The 15,005-nt window shown below is 71.2% G+C and carries 12 protein-coding genes and 1 pseudogene; 2 read left to right on the top strand and 11 right to left on the bottom strand.

From position 1 onward, the window contains the following. Positions 1-95: 95 nt before the first annotated feature. From OG624_RS25055 to OG624_RS25010, 10 genes and pseudogenes are all read right to left on the bottom strand, one after another. On the bottom strand, positions 96-494 hold the full coding sequence (locus OG624_RS25055; protein WP_033219604.1) for a cytidine deaminase: 399 nt from the start codon (positions 492-494) through the stop codon (positions 96-98). Beyond that, positions 491-1,753, bottom strand: coding sequence for an ABC transporter permease (locus OG624_RS25050; RefSeq protein ID WP_326748799.1), 1,263 nt, complete (start codon positions 1,751-1,753; stop codon positions 491-493). The genes OG624_RS25055 and OG624_RS25050 overlap by 4 nt, the downstream gene beginning before the upstream one ends. Next, entirely contained in the window at positions 1,750-2,865 is a 1,116-nt protein-coding gene (locus OG624_RS25045; protein WP_371639856.1) for an ABC transporter permease, read from the bottom strand. The genes OG624_RS25050 and OG624_RS25045 overlap by 4 nt, the downstream gene beginning before the upstream one ends. Beyond that, positions 2,862-4,520 (bottom strand): ABC transporter ATP-binding protein, encoded by a 1,659-nt coding sequence (locus OG624_RS25040; protein WP_371640871.1) that lies wholly within the window; start codon positions 4,518-4,520, stop codon positions 2,862-2,864. The genes OG624_RS25045 and OG624_RS25040 overlap by 4 nt, the downstream gene beginning before the upstream one ends. A gap of 231 nt (positions 4,521-4,751) precedes the next feature. Next, positions 4,752-5,813, bottom strand: coding sequence for a BMP family lipoprotein (locus OG624_RS25035; protein ID WP_161291468.1), 1,062 nt, complete (start codon positions 5,811-5,813; stop codon positions 4,752-4,754). 229 nt (positions 5,814-6,042) lie between these two features. After that, the gene (locus OG624_RS25030) at positions 6,043-7,287 is read right to left on the bottom strand and encodes an amidohydrolase (RefSeq protein ID WP_033219598.1); all 1,245 of its coding nucleotides are present in this window, start codon (positions 7,285-7,287) and stop codon (positions 6,043-6,045) included. A gap of 140 nt (positions 7,288-7,427) precedes the next feature. Next, positions 7,428-8,582, bottom strand: a complete 1,155-nt coding sequence (locus tag OG624_RS25025; protein WP_033219596.1) for a hypothetical protein — start codon at positions 8,580-8,582, stop codon at positions 7,428-7,430. Between the two features lie 43 nt (positions 8,583-8,625). After that, positions 8,626-9,534, bottom strand: a complete 909-nt coding sequence (locus OG624_RS25020) for an N-acetylneuraminate synthase family protein (RefSeq protein ID WP_033219779.1) — start codon at positions 9,532-9,534, stop codon at positions 8,626-8,628. Positions 9,535-9,972: 438 nt separating this feature from the next. Then, a pseudogene (locus OG624_RS25015) lies at positions 9,973-10,338 on the bottom strand (acylneuraminate cytidylyltransferase family protein); the annotation flags it as partial. Beyond that, a complete protein-coding gene (locus OG624_RS25010) occupies positions 10,335-11,729 on the bottom strand; it encodes a DUF6716 putative glycosyltransferase (RefSeq protein ID WP_033219594.1) in 1,395 nt (464 codons plus the stop codon). The pseudogene OG624_RS25015 and the gene OG624_RS25010, both read right to left, overlap by 4 nt. Positions 11,730-11,905: 176 nt before the next feature. Between OG624_RS25010 and OG624_RS25005 the strand changes: the two genes are divergently transcribed. Both OG624_RS25005 and OG624_RS25000 read left to right on the top strand, forming a co-directional pair. Next, complete coding sequence (locus tag OG624_RS25005; protein ID WP_033219591.1) at positions 11,906-12,922, top strand: glycosyltransferase family 2 protein; 1,017 nt, start codon at positions 11,906-11,908, stop codon at positions 12,920-12,922. After that, the gene (locus tag OG624_RS25000; RefSeq protein ID WP_033219589.1) at positions 12,922-14,319 is read left to right on the top strand and encodes a polysialyltransferase family glycosyltransferase; all 1,398 of its coding nucleotides are present in this window, start codon (positions 12,922-12,924) and stop codon (positions 14,317-14,319) included. The genes OG624_RS25005 and OG624_RS25000 overlap by 1 nt, the downstream gene beginning before the upstream one ends. Here OG624_RS25000 and leuE read toward each other — a convergent pair. After that, a complete protein-coding gene (leuE, locus tag OG624_RS24995) occupies positions 14,312-14,962 on the bottom strand; it encodes a leucine efflux protein LeuE (protein WP_033219587.1) in 651 nt (216 codons plus the stop codon). The genes OG624_RS25000 and leuE overlap by 8 nt on opposite strands. Positions 14,963-15,005: the final 43 nt, after the last annotated feature.

Genomic DNA, 15,005 nt, shown 5'->3' with positions numbered 1-15,005 from the left:
TCCTTCTACGCGCATAGAGAGGGGGAGATGAGGGGTTCAGGAACGGAAGTACGACGGCCCCCCGCCCCGGCAGGGGCGAAGGGCCGTCGGCACGGCTATCTCAGGTGGTCGGGCCCGAAGGCCTGCGGCAGCATCGCCGCCAGCGGGAGGACCCCGTCCGGGGTCTCCACCAGCAGCTCGTCGCCACCGAATTCGTACAGCAGCTGGCGGCAGCGGCCGCACGGCACGAGGATCTCGCCCTTGCCGTCCACGCACGTGAAGTGCGTGAGGCGGCCTCCGCCGGTGGCGTGGAGGGAGGAGACCAGTCCGCACTCGGCGCACAGGCCCAGCCCGTAGCTGGCGTTCTCCACGTTGCAGCCGGTCACGACGCGGCCGTCGTCCACCAAGGCGGCGACCCCGACCGGGAAGCCCGAGTACGGGGCGTACGCCCGGGTCATCGCTTCCCGGGCGTGCGTCCGCAGGGCTTCCCAGTCCACCGTCCGGTCCGAGGTCACTTGCCCTGACCCTTGCGGTACGGCATGCCGTCCGCCTTGGGCATCCGCAGGCGCTGCGCCGACAGGGCGAGCACGAGCAGCGTGGTCAGGTACGGAGCGGCGTCCACGAACTGGCTCGGCACCGAGTCGGTCGTCGCGTACCAGACGAACAGCAGCGCGGCGAAGACCGCCGCGACGCCGGCCTGGATGTACTTCTTCTTGTACAGCTGCCAGACGCAGACGAGCACCAGCAGGATCGCGATCAGCAGCAGCATCGCGTGGACGTTCTCGGCGCCACCGCGCAGCTTGAGGCTGTCGATGAAGCCGAACAGGCCCGCGCCCATCGCCATGCCGCCCGGCATCCAGTTACCGAAGATCATCGCGGCGAGACCGATGTAGCCGCGGCCGCCGGTCTGGCCCTCCTGGTAGATGGGGCTGGCGACCTCGGACAGGTACACGCCACCGAGGCCCGCGAGGGCGCCCGAGACGATCACGGCGATGTACTTGTACTTGTAGACGTTGACGCCGAGCGACTCGGCGGCGATCGGGTTCTCACCGCAGGAACGCAGGCGCAGGCCGAAGGAGGTGCGCCACAGCACCCACCAGGTGGCGGGGATCAGCAGCAGGGCCACGATGGTCAGCAGCGAGATCTCGGTGACCAGACCACCGATGACGCCGGCCAGGTCCGAGATGAAGAACCAGTGCTTGCCCTGGAGATCGGCCATCCAGTCCGACAGGCCAGGAATGGTGATCTTGGCGATCGGCTCGACCTGCGGGGACTGCTTGGAGGAGCCGCCCGGGGCCTCGGCGAACGTGAAGTTCGACAGGTACTGCGTGAAGCCGAGCGCCAGGATGTTGATGGCCACACCGGAGACGATGTGGTTGACGTTGAAGGTGACCGTGATGATCGCGTGCAGCAGGCCGCCGACTGCGCCGCCGGCGATGCCGACGAGCACACCGGTCCACGGGCCCCACTGGTAGCCGGCCCAGGCACCGAACCAGGTGCCGAGGATCATCATGCCTTCGAGGCCGATGTTGACGACGCCCGCGCGCTCGGCCCACAGACCACCGAGGCCGGCGAGGCCGATCGGCACGGCGAGGGAGAGGGCGCCGGAGACCTGGCCGACGGAGGTCAGGTCGTTGGCCCCGGAGATCAGGCGGACCACGGAGACCAGCGCGAGGGCACCCGCGACGATCAGCAGGATCCAGGGCAGGGTGAGCTTCTTGCGGCCGCCCGTGGCGGGCGCCGCCTTCTTCGTGGAAACGGTGCTGGCGCTCACGCCGCGACCTCCTTCTCGGTCTTCATGGCGTGGCCCGCGGCCAGTTCCTCGCCGACCTTCTGCTGCTGGCGGCGGATGCCGTAGCGGCGGATGAGCTCGTAGGAGACGACCACGGCGATCACGATCAGGCCCTTCATGATCGTGCCGATCTCCTTGGCGTAGCCGGCCGTGTCGAGGCCGGCGGACGCCTTGTCGATGAAGGCCATCAGGAGTGCGGCGAAGAAGATGCCGATGGGGCTGTTGCGACCGAGCAGGGCGATGGTGATGCCGGTGAAGCCGACACCCACGGGGAAGACGAGGGTGTACGTGTGGCTCTCACCGAGCAGCACCGGCATGCCGGACAGACCGGCGACGGCACCGGAGATGAGCATCGCGGTGATGATCATCTTCTTGGAGTCGACACCGGAGGCCGCGGCGGCGGACTCGCTCGCGCCGCTGGCGCGCAGGTCGAAGCCGAAGCGGGTGCGGTTGAGCACGAACCAGTAGACGACGCCGAGGGCGAAGGCCACGAAGGTGAAGCCGTAGATCTCGCCCGAGTCGCCGAGGGAGAGCGCCGGGAACCAGCCGGACTGGGCGATCTCACCGGTGGTGAGGTCGTTGGACCCCTCGACCTGGACACCGAGGTTCTTCGGCAGGAGCAGCCAGGCGATGAGGCTGGTCGCGATGGCGTTCAGCATGATCGTCGAGACGACCTCGCTGACCCCGCGCTTGGCCTTGAGGACGCCCGCGATACCGGCCCAGGCGGCGCCCGTGAGCATCGCGACGAGCACGATCAGCAGGATGTGCAGCGGGCCGGGCAGCGCGATGGCGCCACCGACCACGGCGGAGATCATCGCGGCGAGGCGGTACTGGCCGTCGACGCCGATGTTGAAGAGGTTCATCCGGAAGCCGATGGCGACGGCCAGGGCTGCCAGGTAGTACGTGCCGGCCTGGTTGACGATGAGGACCTGGATGTCCTCGTAGCCGCCGTTCTCGACCATGATGCGCAGCGGCTCGATCGGGTTGATGCCCGTCGCCGCCAGCACGATCATGGTCAGCGCGAAGGCGGACACCAGCGCGAGCAGGGGCCCGGCGATGGCGAGCATCAGCCGGTCCTTGTCGAATGTCTTCATCGGGCCTCGTCCTCCGTCGTGTCACCGTCGGCAGCGGCGGAGTGGTTGTCGGTTGCTTCCAGGTGCCCCGAAGCGGCGCCCGTCATGGCGGTACCGAGCTCCTCGGGGGTGACGGTCGCGGGGTCGGCGTCCGCGACCAGGCGGCCGCGGTAGATCACGCGCAGGGTGTCGGACAGGCCGATGAGCTCGTCCAGGTCGGCGGAGATCAGCAGCACGGCCAGGCCCTCGCGGCGGGCCTCGCGGATCGCGTCCCAGATCTGCGCCTGCGCGCCGACGTCCACACCACGGGTGGGGTGGGCGGCGATGAGGAACTTCGGGTTGTGGCTCATCTCGCGGCCGACGATCAGCTTCTGCTGGTTGCCGCCGGAGAGCGAGGCCGCGGTGACGTCGATGCCGGGCGTGCGGACGTCGTACTCGCGCACGATCCGCTCGGTGTCCTTGCGGGCCGCCTTCGGGTCGAGGATGCCCTTCTTGGAGTTGGGCGCCTCGGTGACGTGGCCGAGGATCCGGTTCTCCCAGAGCGGGGACTCCAGCAGCAGGCCGTGGCGGTGGCGGTCCTCGGGGATGTAACCGATGCCGCCCTCGCGGCGCTTGCGCACCGAGGTCTTGGTGATGTCCTTGCCGTCCAGCGTGATCACGCCCGTGTCGGCGGCGGCCATGCCCATGAGGGCCTCGATGAGCTCCGTCTGGCCGTTGCCCTCGACACCGGCGATGCCGAGGATCTCGCCCTTGTGGATCGTGAGGTTGATGTCGTCCAGCAGGAGTCGGCCGGCCCCGACGTTCTCCACAACGGCGGAGTCCGCGGCGGGCGCGGGCACCAGGACCTCCGGCTCGGCGACGACGACGTCGCTCGCGGCGATGGTCAGGCCCGTCACCTGGAGCATCGGGGTGGTGGTCACCGTGGACTCGCGGGTCTCCGGCGAAGGCAGCTCGGCACCGACCATCAGCTCGGCGAGCTGCTTGGTGGTCGCGGTCTTCGGGTCGGCGGTGCCGACCGTGGTGCCGCGCCGGATGACGGTGATGTCGTCGGCGACCTTCAGCACCTCGCCCAGCTTGTGCGAGATGAAGATGACGGTCAGGCCTTCGGCCTTGAGCTCGCGCAGGTTGTCGAAGAGTGCGTCCACCTCCTGCGGCACGAGCACGGCGGTCGGCTCGTCGAGGATGAGGATCTTCGCGCCGCGGTAGAGGACCTTGAGGATCTCCACGCGCTGCCGGTCGGCGACACCGAGGTCCTCGACCAGGACGTCGGGACGCACGCCGAGGCCGTACGCGTCCGAGATCTCCTTGATCTTCTTACGGGCCTTGGCGCCGATGCCGTACAACTTCTCGCCGCCGAGAACCACGTTCTCCAGGACGGTGAGGTTGTCGGCGAGCATGAAGTGCTGGTGCACCATGCCGATGCCGCGGGCGATGGCGTCGCCGGGGGTGTTGAAGGAGACCTGCTCCCCGTCGATGGCGATGGTGCCCTCGTCCGGCTTCTGCATGCCGTAGAGGATCTTCATCAGGGTCGACTTGCCGGCGCCGTTCTCACCGATCAAGGCATGGACCGTGCCCTTGCGGACGGTGATCGCGATGTCCTTGTTGGCGACGACGCCGGGGAAGCGCTTTGTGATGCCGTGCAGTTCTACGGCGAGGGGCGGGCTGGACGCGTTGATGACGCACTCTCCTTGGCGCGGAAGGAGCGGAAGGCAGGGGGGACAGGGCGGGGAGTGAAAGTATCGCGTCCACGATGCTTCTACGCGCGTAGCACTGTCGGAAGTGAAAACTTGCGGCCGGGCAGGCCACGTGGTCACAGAGTAATGATCACAGAACGTGGCTCGGGGCCCGGGAGCGATGTCGACCGCTTCCCGGACCCCGGAGACCAGGACTACATGTCAGGAACGGCCCTACGGCTGGGTCTTGACGATGATCTTCTTGGCGATGATGTCGGCCTTGGCCTTCTCCACCGCGGCGACGACGTCCGCCATCTCCTTGTACTTCGGGTTGGAGTCGGCCAGGCCGACGCCGTCCTTGTCCAGGCCGTAGCGGATCTCACCGGTGGTCGGCTTGCCGTCCTCGACCGACTTGATCAGGTTGAAGACCGAGTCCTCGACGTCCTTGGTGACCGAGGTCAGGATCGAGTCCTTGTACTTCGCCAGGCCGGCCTGGTTGTACTGGTCGGAGTCGACACCGATGGCCCACTTGCCCTTGGCGGAAGCGGCCTCGATGGCACCGGAGCCGGCCAGACCCGCGGCGGCGTAGATGACGTCGGCGCCACCGGCGTCGAGCTGGCCCTGCGCGGCAGCCTTGCCCAGGTCGGGCTTGGAGAAGCCGTCGAAGTTCGGCGGCTGGGTCAGGTACGCGGAGAGCACCTTGGCGTTCGGGTTGGTGTCCTTGACGCCCTGGGTGAAGCCCGCCTCGAACTTCTTGATCAGCGGGACCTCGACACCGCCGATGAAGCCGACCGTGCCGGTCTTGGACGCCTTGGCGGCGGCGACGCCGGCCAGGTAGGAGCCCTGCTCCTCGTTGAAGACCATGTTGGCGACGTTCGGGCCGGTCACCGAGGTGTCGTCGATGATGCCGAACGTGGTGTTCGGGAACTTCGGCGCGACCTTCTTGATGGCCGGGGCGTAGGCGAAGCCGACGCCGATGACCGGGTTGTTGCCCTTGCGGGCCAGCTCGGTGAGGCGCTGGACCTTGTCGGCCTCGCCCTCACCGTCGGTGGGCTCCGCCTCGGCGGTGTTGATCTTGAGGTCCGTCTCGGCCTTCTTCAGACCGGCGTAGGCGGCGTCGTTGAACGACTGGTCGCCACGGCCACCGATGTCGTACGCGATGGCGGCGGACTTCTTGCCCGACTCCGAGGGGGAGGCGGCGGCGTCCGACGACTTCTTTCCGCCACAGGCGGTGGCCGAGAGGGCCAGCGCCGCGGACGCGATGCCCACGGTGGCGATCCTGGTGATCCGGCGCAAGGGGAGGCTCCTTAAAAACCTGACCGAAGCGCCACGACCGGCGCTGGTTTCGCGGCGATCGTAACGCGCGTAGATGTCAGTTAAAGGCCCGTTCATGAGTCGTTATCGGATCGTCGTGAACCGGACAGTGACCGATTGGTGACTCCTTACATGCCCAACCCTTGCGTACCAAGGGCTGGACACGCCCGCCGGGAGTCCCGCGGATGTTGTAAGGAGTTTCGACCGCCGGCTACCTCGTGGCCACCGCGCGGAGCCCGTCGATCATCGCGGCGGCCGTGAAGAACTCCACGCCGACGCCGATCGCGGACTCGTCCACGTCGAAGTCGCCCCGATGCAGGTCACGCTTGGCGCTGTCGCCGGGTGTACGCACCCCCAGCCGGGCCATCGCGCCCGGCACGTGCTCCAGGTACCAGGAGAAGTCCTCCCCGCCCAGGCTCTGCTCGGTGTCCTCGACCGACTCCGCTCCGCAGCGGACCCCCATCGCCTCGCGCAGCAGCTCGGTGATCACCGGGTCGTTGACCACCGGCGGCACCCCGCGCACGTGGTTGATCTCGAACTTGGCCCCGTGCATGGTCGCGATCTCGTCGATCGCCGCGTGGATCATGTCGGGCGCCTCGTGCCAGGCGTTCAGATCAAGGCAGCGCACGGTTCCCGAGAGCTCGGCGTGCATCGGGATGACATTGCAGGCGTGCCCGGCCTCGATCCGGCCCCAGGTGACGGACATGCCCGAGCGGGCGTCCATCCGGCGGGCCAGCAGGGCTGGGGCGTCGACGGCCACCCGGGCGGCGGCGGTCACCAGGTCGGTGGTCAGGTGCGGCCGGGCGGTGTGTCCGCCGGGGCCGGAGAGGGTGACCTCCAGCCGGTCGCAGGCGGAGGTGATGGGGCCGGCCCGCAGCCCGATGCGCCCCGCGTCGACCCGGGGGTCGCAGTGCACGGCGACGATCCGGCCGACGCCGTCCAGGACCCCGGACTCGAGGGCCTCGGTGGCCCCGCCCGGGAGCACCTCCTCGGCGGGCTGGAACAGCAGCCGCACGGGGCGGGGCAGCAGCCCCTGCCGGTCGAGCTCGGCGAGGACCAGGCCGGCGCCGAGGACCACGGCGGTGTGGACGTCGTGGCCGCAGGCGTGGGCGCGGTCCGGGAAGGTCGAGCGGTACGGGACGTGCGTCTTGGCGTCCGGGATGGGCAGGGCGTCGATGTCCGCGCGCAGGGCCAGCATCGGCCGGCCCCCGTCCCAGGTGCCGACGTCACAGATCAGGCCCGTGCCGGACTTCAGCACCCGTGGTCGCAGGCCGGCTTCCTCCAACCGGGCCTTGATCGCCGCGGTGGTACGGAATTCCTGGTGTCCGAGCTCCGGGTGCATGTGCAAGTCCCGGCGGAAGGCGATCAGTTCGGTACGCAGGTGGTCCGGAAGCTTGCCGGGCAGCTCGGGCCGGTCGGACGCGGCGGGCTGGGCGGTCTGGGACTCGCGGGACATCAACTGGTTCACCCGTTGAAGGGTAGGCCCACGGACGGGTCAACTGGCCGGGGATCACGAAAAGTTCATGCCGTTAGGGGAAAGAAACCCGACCTCTGGACGCATGACCGGATGCGCGCGGGGGTAAACTCGCGCGCTCATCAGGCCGTGGGAGCCGCCTGGGCAGGCAGTCTGCGCACATCACGTGCGGTGTCCGTGACCCCGGCGAGGAAGCTGCGGGCGCGCGGGGACGCGGACCCGGTGAGCCAGGCGGGGTCCACATCGCATACGGCCACCGTGACACCGGTACCGGTCAGTGCGTACGGCAGCGTGTGGACGACGGTGGACGGAAAGCTGACGATCGTCCGGCCGACGGGACCGCGCCGGGCGATCAGCTCCAGCGGCAGGTCCGGACGTACGATCTCCAGCCCGGTCGCGCGGCTCAGCGCGCGCAGCTTCTCCGGGGACTCGCGGCGGTGGGCGAAGTAGCGGGTGGCGCCGTGCTCCAGGGTCAGGGCGCGCACCGCGTCCACATAGCGGTCCGGATCCACCACCCCGGTCTCCACGAGCGAGGTGCCGACCAGGTCGGTGCCCCTGGTCAGCCGAGGCGGGCCGAATCGGGCGCGGGTCCAGGCGAAGTCGTTGACCCGCAGTGTCATCCCGCCGTGGGCGGTGACGGGCATCGAGCTGAACACCTCGACGCGGTGACCGCGGTGCGCGGCCGGGGTGAAGCGGCGGCGGGCGGTCACCGAGACGGGTGCGTACGCCAGCTCGCGGATCCGGCCGGGCAGTCCGCCACCGCCGACCCGGTGCCACCGTACGAGGCGTTCGCCGCGGGCGGTCTGGGCCATGAACTCCATGGTGGCGGTGCCGTCGTCGACCACCACCAGCTCCTCGGCGCGCACCAGGGTGAGCAGCAGCTGGACGTAGCGCGAGAAGGGGTCGCCGACGACGACCGTGCGCGCGGCGCGCACATCGCGGGCGAGTGCGGCCAGCGCCTTCAGCGGCGCGAACCGGCTGCCGCGCGCCTCCTGCCAGCGGACCTCGTGCCCCTCGTCCCGCGCCAGTGCGGCCACCCGGCGCAGCTGGCCCCGGGACATCGGGTCGGTGGGCGGCAGGACGACGATCCGCAGGCAGGAGGCGGCGTCCGCCGGCCGGGGCGCGGGCCCGGGCAGGTCCGCGCCGCCGGCCCGGCGCCCCCGCTGGCGAGGTACTCCGTCCAGCTGCGGCTGGACACCGGGGTGCGCGTACGCCCACTCCAGCACGTTCAGGAGCTGGACCGGACTCTCGACGAACGCGAGGGTGGAGGGGGTCACCACGTACTCCTTGTCGGGGGACGGATCTCGTACGCGCCTGGGGTCAGACGGCGGCCAGTTCGCCCCGGACGCGGCGGAGCTTCTTCATGGGGCCGAGCTCGGACTCGTAGACGCGCTTGACCCCGTCGCCGAGGGCGGTCTCGATGGTGCGGATGTCGCGGACCAGGCGGGTGAGGCCGCCGGGCTCGACGGAGGCGGCCTGGTCGGAGCCCCACATGGCCCGGTCGAGGGTGATGTGGCGCTCGACGAAGGTGGCGCCGAGGGCGACGGCGGCGAGGGTGGTCTGCAGGCCCGTCTCGTGGCCGGAGTAGCCGATCGGGACGTTCGGGTACTCCTCACGAAGGGTGTTGATCACCCGCAGATTGAGCTCCTCGGCCTTCGCCGGGTAGGTCGAAGTCGCGTGGCAGAGGAGGATGTTGGCGCTGCCGAGCACCTCCACCGCGTGGCGGATCTGCTGCGGGGTGGACATGCCGGTGGACAGCACGACGGTGCGGCCGGTGGCGCGCAGGGCGCGCAGCAGCTCGTCGTCGGTGAGGGAGGCGGAGGCCACCTTGTGGGCGGGGACGTCGAACTTCTCCAGGAAGGCGACGGCCTCGGTGTCCCACGGGGAGGCGAACCAGTCGATGCCGCGCTTGGCGCAGTGGTCGTCGATGGCGCGGTACTCGTCCTCGCCGAACTCGACCTTGTGGCGGTAGTCGATGTAGGTCATCCGACCCCAGGGGGTGTCGCGTTCGATGTCCCACTGGTCGCGCGGGGTGCAGATCTCCGGGGTGCGCTTCTGGAACTTCACGGCGTCGCAGCCGGCTTCGGCGGCGGCGTCGATGAGGGCGAAGGCGTTGCCGAGGTCGCCGTTGTGGTTGATGCCGATCTCGCCGACGACGTAGACGGGGCGGCCGGGGCCCGCGGTGCGGGAGCCGAAGGTGCGCAGGCGGGAGTCGGGGGTGCTCGTCATGGCAGGGGGCGTCCTTCGGTGCGGGGATGTACGGGGTGGGGACTGCGGTTCGGGCTGCGGGTCGGGGTGCGCGTCGCGGTCCGGGGCGGGGTGTGCGGGGTGTGCGGGGTGTGGTCCGGGGCGCGGGTCGAGCAGGGGTGCGAGCAGTCGGGCGCGGGCCAGGTCGTGCGGGTCGTCGATCTCCAGGACCCGCGCGGGATCGGTGGCGACGGGGAGGGTGCGGCCGAAGAAGCGGTGCCGGGCGCCGCGGAAGCCGGCGGCGTCCATGGCGTAGGCGGCGCCCGTCTCCAGCAGGTCCTGCGGCCGGTCCTGACGGCGGGGGCGGTGCGCCGTGTCGTGGTTGACGCCGGCGCCGCGGCCGTCGTCCCCTTCCCGCCAGAGGAATCCGTGGAACGGGGCCACGGTCAGGGCCGAGTCGGCCGCCCCGGAGGCGACGGCGACGGCGACCGACTCGACGTCGGAGGTGCTGAGGAAGGGGCTGGTGCACTGGACGAGGAGGACCACGTCCACGGTGAGGGAGTGCAGTTCCTCGAACGCGGCGAGCGCGTGCAGGACGGCGGCCTCGCTGCTCGCGGTGTCGCCGGAGATCGCGGTGGGGCGGGCGATGACGTCGGCTCCGGCGGCGCGGGCGGCGGCGGCGATCGCCGCGGAGTCGGTGGAGACCACCACGTCGGTGACGGTCGGCGCGGCCCGGCAGGCCAGGACGGCGCGGGCGACGAGCGGGGTGCCGGCGACCTCGGCGAGGTTCTTGCCCGGGACTCCCTTGGAGCCGCCGCGGGCCGGGATGACGGCGAGGACCCTCACAGCTCCCCCAGCCTGCGGATCACCGGGGCCACGCGCTGCACGCCGTGCCGGTAGGCCCCGCGGGCGGCCTCGCGCAGATGCCCGCGCAGCCGGCGGCGCAGCCGGGACTCCCCCGCGGCCGGGCGCGCGGCGCCGGGCAGTGGGGTGCCGTCGGGTGCGAGGTGGTGGCGGGCGAGGATCCCGGGGAGGTATCCGGGTGCGGTGGTGCGCGTGTAGTAGGGGGCGGGCGAGGGCAGCCGGGTCGCGGCGAGCAGGCCGGCGACCTTGGCCCGGGCGACGGCGTAGGCGTCCGCACCGGCGGTGTCCGTGGCGCGGCCCGAGGCACCGTCCGTGGCGTGGCCCGTGGCCCTGTCCGCGGCGCCGTCGGTGCCCCGGTCCGGGCCCGGTGCGGGCAGGACGCCCTGCGCCGCCAGCCAGACCGGGTCCCCGGTCGGCAGGAGCCCGGAGTCGAGCTGGTCCCAGGAGGCCAGGCAGCCGGAGCCGAGGAAGTGGTGGTTGCCGAGCGCCTCGCGGATGCCGAGGTCGGTGAGGATCGCCGTCGGGATGGAGCGGTGCAGGGATTCCAGGGCGGCGGTGGAGGAGACGGTGACCAGCAGGTCGGTGCCGTCCAGCACCTCGCCCATGTTCCCGTACACCAGGCGGCAGTTGGGGGGCAGTCCGCCGGGGACCTTCTCCGCGAGCCGCTGGTACGGCTGCTCCTCCAGGTGCGTGGTGTGCTCCCCGGGCTTGCTGCGCAGCTTGATCAGCACCTCCCGGTCGGGATGCCGGCGGGCGTGCCCGGCCGCCCGTTCCAGCAGGTAGGCGCGGTCGGCGCGGCTGTCGGGCACGGAGGGCTGGACGGCGAAGACCACCGTGTGGGCCCGGCTCCCGGCCGGCTCGTACGGCGCTCCGCCCAGGAAGGGCAGCGCGGTCTCGGTGACGGCGGCGGCGTCCGCGCCGACGCCCTCGTACACGGCGCGGAACCGCTGCGCGTCGTGGCGGGAGTTGGCGAGCACGAGGTCGGCTCCGTGCCGCAGCAGCAGCCCGTCGGCGAGCTTCTCGTAGACGACGCCCACGTAGCCGGTGACGAGTACGGGGCGCCTGGCCGGGGCGGGCCACAGGGCGCGGGCCCCGTGCAGGACGGCCTGGACGGCCCCGCCGACGAGCGCGAGGACGACCACGTCGTAGCGCTCGCGTTCGATCTCGGCGAGGAACTCGGCGCAGGTCACCTCGGACAGCCGGTCGGCCCGCACCCCCACCTCGCCGAGCTGGCGCGCGGTGGGGGTGGCGCGGCCGCGCAGCAGGAATCCGGTGAGCTGGTGGTCGGGCACGAGACGGCGGGCGGTGAGTGCGCCCCATTTCCATCGCGTATCGGAATCGGCGAGTACGGCGACGCGTTTGCGTTCTGGCACGCGGCAGAAGCTATTCCGCAATTTCGGTGATCGGCCCAACGACCGCACAACAGCGGGTTAACAACGCGTCTACGAAATGCGAAAGCGGACGGGTTAACTCGCCCGCCCCGCGCCGTTCACATGGAATCCGCGTCCGGGCCACGGTGAATGACGGGCGGCGGCCTAATGTCTCGCAGGTGGCCAAGCTCTCTGTTGTCGTGCCGTTCTACAACGTGCAGACATACGCACCGGACGCCCTGAAGAGTCTCGAACTCAACGCCCGGGAGGATTTCGAGTTCCTGCTCGTCGACGACTGCTCGACGGACGGGACGTCCGACCTGCTGGAACGGGCGGCGCGCGAGCTGCCGGGAGCGGTCCACCTCAGACACGAGCGCAACGGGGGCCTGGCCACCGCGCGCAACACCGGTCTGGACGCGGCCCGCGGCGAGTACCTGACGTTCCTGGACGGGGACGACTGGCTGGCGCCCGGCCACCTGGCCCGGACCCTGGCCGCCATAGAGGCTCTGAGCTGCGACTTCGTCCGGACCGACCATGTGCGGTGCACGGGTAGGTCGCGGAGCGTGCAGCGTGTGCCCTACGGCCCGCAGTCGGTGGTCGCCGCGCCGCGCACCGCGATCCTGCCCGCCGACCGGGCCACCTCGGTGGACTATCCGTACGCCTGGGCCGGGATGTACCACCGGCGGCTGCTGGACCGCGGGGTGCTGCACTTCACCGACGGGCTGCGGACCGCGGAGGACCGGCCGTGGATCTGGCGGCTGCACCGGGAGGCGGCGTCCTTCGCCGCGGTGGGGCTGCCCGGCGTCTTCTACCGGCGCGGAGTTTCCACCTCATTGACGCAAGTAGGGGACGAACGGCAGCTCGATTTCATCCGGGCATTCGATCAGGTGCTCGCGGATGTCATCGCCGATCGGGAATCGGATCGACTGCTCCCGAAAGCCGTCCGGACGTATTGTGCAATTATCGCCCACCACGTGGGGTCCATCGAAAGGTTCGAGCCGGATGTGGCCAAGAAACTCCGTACGATGAGCACGGCCGCGCTCGGCCGCATGCCGCAGGACGTACTGGACCAGGTCCTGGACTCGATGGACGTCGAACGCTCCACCGTGCTGCGCCGACTGCGCACCGGCCGCCGCGCCGCCGCCCCCGCGCCCGAGGCCGCCCCCGAAGCCGCCCCGTCGGGGGCGAACATCTGATGCCCACCCAGATCTTCCTGGCCTCCACCCTCTACGGCGCGGCCACGCTCGCCGCGGGCATCGACGCGGGCTCCTTCCCGCCCGCCGGCCGCCGCATCCTGCTGACGAGCAACCACGCCGTCACCGCCGAGGTCACCCCGGGGGTCCCGGACATGCCGGGCTTCGCCGCCCTGCGCTCCCGCTTCGACGAGGTCCTCGACTGGAACCGCGTCATCGAGCCGCAGCACCCCAGCACCTGGGCCCCGCGCGCGGAGGACGTCCCGATGTGGGAGCGGCAGCTGCGCGCGCTGTGGAACCTGGGCGAGGACCGGATCGAGCTGATCGTGGAGTCCCTCCAGGTCCCGCCCGCCCAGAGCCTGTGCCGGCTCTTCCCGGGCGCGGCCGTCGACGTCTACGCCGACGGGCTCATGAGCTACGGACCCACCCGCTTCCGCCTCGACCCGCAGCTCGGGATGCGGGTGCGGCGGGTGCTCCACCTGGACCTGGTGCCCGGGCTGGAGCCCCTGCTGCTGACGGAGTTCGGCGTACGGGTGGAGCTGGTGCCGACGGAGCCGTTCCTCAAGGTCCTCGCGGAGCTCGCCGAGGCCACGTCGGCGAGCTGGGCCACCACCGACGGGCCGGCCACCACCGACACCGACGGTCCTGCCGACGCCGCCGGACCGGCCGGGCGTCCGGCCCTCCTGCTGGGCCAGTACCTCTCCGCGCTCGACCTGATGACCCTGGCCGAGGAGGAGGAGCTGCACGTGTCGATGGTCCGGGGCGCGCACGCCCTGGGCCACCGGGAGCTGGTCTTCAAACCGCACCCCGGCGCCCCGGCCGCGTACTGCCGCCGGGCCGAGGAGGAGGCCGAAAGGCTCGGCGCCCGGCTGACGGTGATCGCCGCCCCGGTCCTGGCGGAGACCCTCTACCAGCGGCTGCGCCCCGCGCTGGTGGTCGGCTGTTTCTCCACCGGGCTGCTGACCGCCGCCACGTTGTACGGGCTCCCGGTGGCCCGGACCGGCACCGACGCGGTGCTGGCCGCGCTGACCCCGTACCCGAACAGCAACCGGGTCCCGCTGGCGCTGGTGGACGCCCTGCTCCCGGACCTCGCCGACGCGGAGGCGGTCCGTACCTGGACGCCTCCGACCCCCGAGCAGGTCCGGGCGGAGCCGGCGGCACTGCTCACCGCCGTCGGGTTCACCATGCAGCCGCAGATCCTGGCCGCGCGCCGGCCGGCGGCCGAGGCCTATCTGGCCAAGCGGCTGACCCCGCGCACCTGGCGGTACTTCACCCGCCGCCGGCTGACCACGCTCGGCCTGCCGGGCGGCATCCCGGCGCAGCTGTCGTTCCTGCCGCGCAGCCCGGCGGTGCGCCGGGCCGTGCGGCGGATGGGGTGGCTGCGCCGGGCGCTCAGCTGACGGCGAGCTTGGCCGCGAAGCCGAGGAAGAGCACGCCCGCCGCCGAGGTGGCTCCGGCCGACAGCCGCTTGCGGCGCCGGAAGGCCGCCGAGAGGCGGGTGCCGCCGAAGATCAGCATCGTCAGGTACAGGAAGCTGCCGGTCTGCAGCAGGCCGCCCAGGAGCAGGAAGGAGAGCGCCGGGTAGGCGTAGGACGGGTCCACGAACTGCACGAAGAAGGACATCAGGAAGAGGATGGCCTTCGGGTTCAGGAGGCTGATCAGCAGCGCCCGCCGGTAGGGCCGCTCGTTCTCGGCCGGGTCGGCGGGGACGGCCGACTGCGCCTCGGCCCGCTCCGCGCGCGTACGCCACAGCGCCCAGGCGCCGCGCATCATCCCCACCGCGAGCCACGCCAGGTAGCCGGCCCCGAGGAACTTGACCACGGTGAACACCAGCGGGCTCGCCCGCAGCAGCGCCCCGGCTCCCACGGCGGTCAGCAGCATGAGCACGGCGTCGCCGGTGAACACCCCGGCGGCGGCCTTGTACCCGGTGCGCACTCCGCGGCGGGCGGCCACGGAGAGCACGTAGAGGGAGTTCGGGCCCGGCAGCAGAATGATCAGCACCAGGCCGGCGAGATAAGTCGGAAGATCTGTCACACCCAGCATGCGCAGGAGTGTCCCACAAGGTTGCACCTGTCGCGCCAGCGTG

This window comes from Streptomyces virginiae, from assembly GCF_041432505.1.
Classification (GTDB): Bacteria; Actinomycetota; Actinomycetes; order Streptomycetales; family Streptomycetaceae; genus Streptomyces; species Streptomyces virginiae_A.
The sequence above is the reverse complement of the archived record's forward strand: the minus strand, read 5'-3'. Positions and strand labels throughout refer to the sequence as shown.

Bases quoted from the DNA above. Each gene is read 5' to 3' on its own strand.
- leuE (WP_033219587.1), bottom strand. From the start codon at position 14,962: ATGCTGGGTGTGACAGATCTTCCGACTTATCTCGCCGGCCTGGTGCTG.
- OG624_RS25030 (WP_033219598.1), bottom strand. From the start codon at position 7,287: ATGTCCCGCGAGTCCCAGACCGCCCAGCCCGCCGCGTCCGACCGGCCC.
- OG624_RS25000 (WP_033219589.1), top strand. From the start codon at position 12,922: ATGCCCACCCAGATCTTCCTGGCCTCCACCCTCTACGGCGCGGCCACG.
- OG624_RS25020 (WP_033219779.1), bottom strand. From the start codon at position 9,534: ATGACGAGCACCCCCGACTCCCGCCTGCGCACCTTCGGCTCCCGCACC.
- OG624_RS25045 (WP_371639856.1), bottom strand. From the start codon at position 2,865: ATGAAGACATTCGACAAGGACCGGCTGATGCTCGCCATCGCCGGGCCC.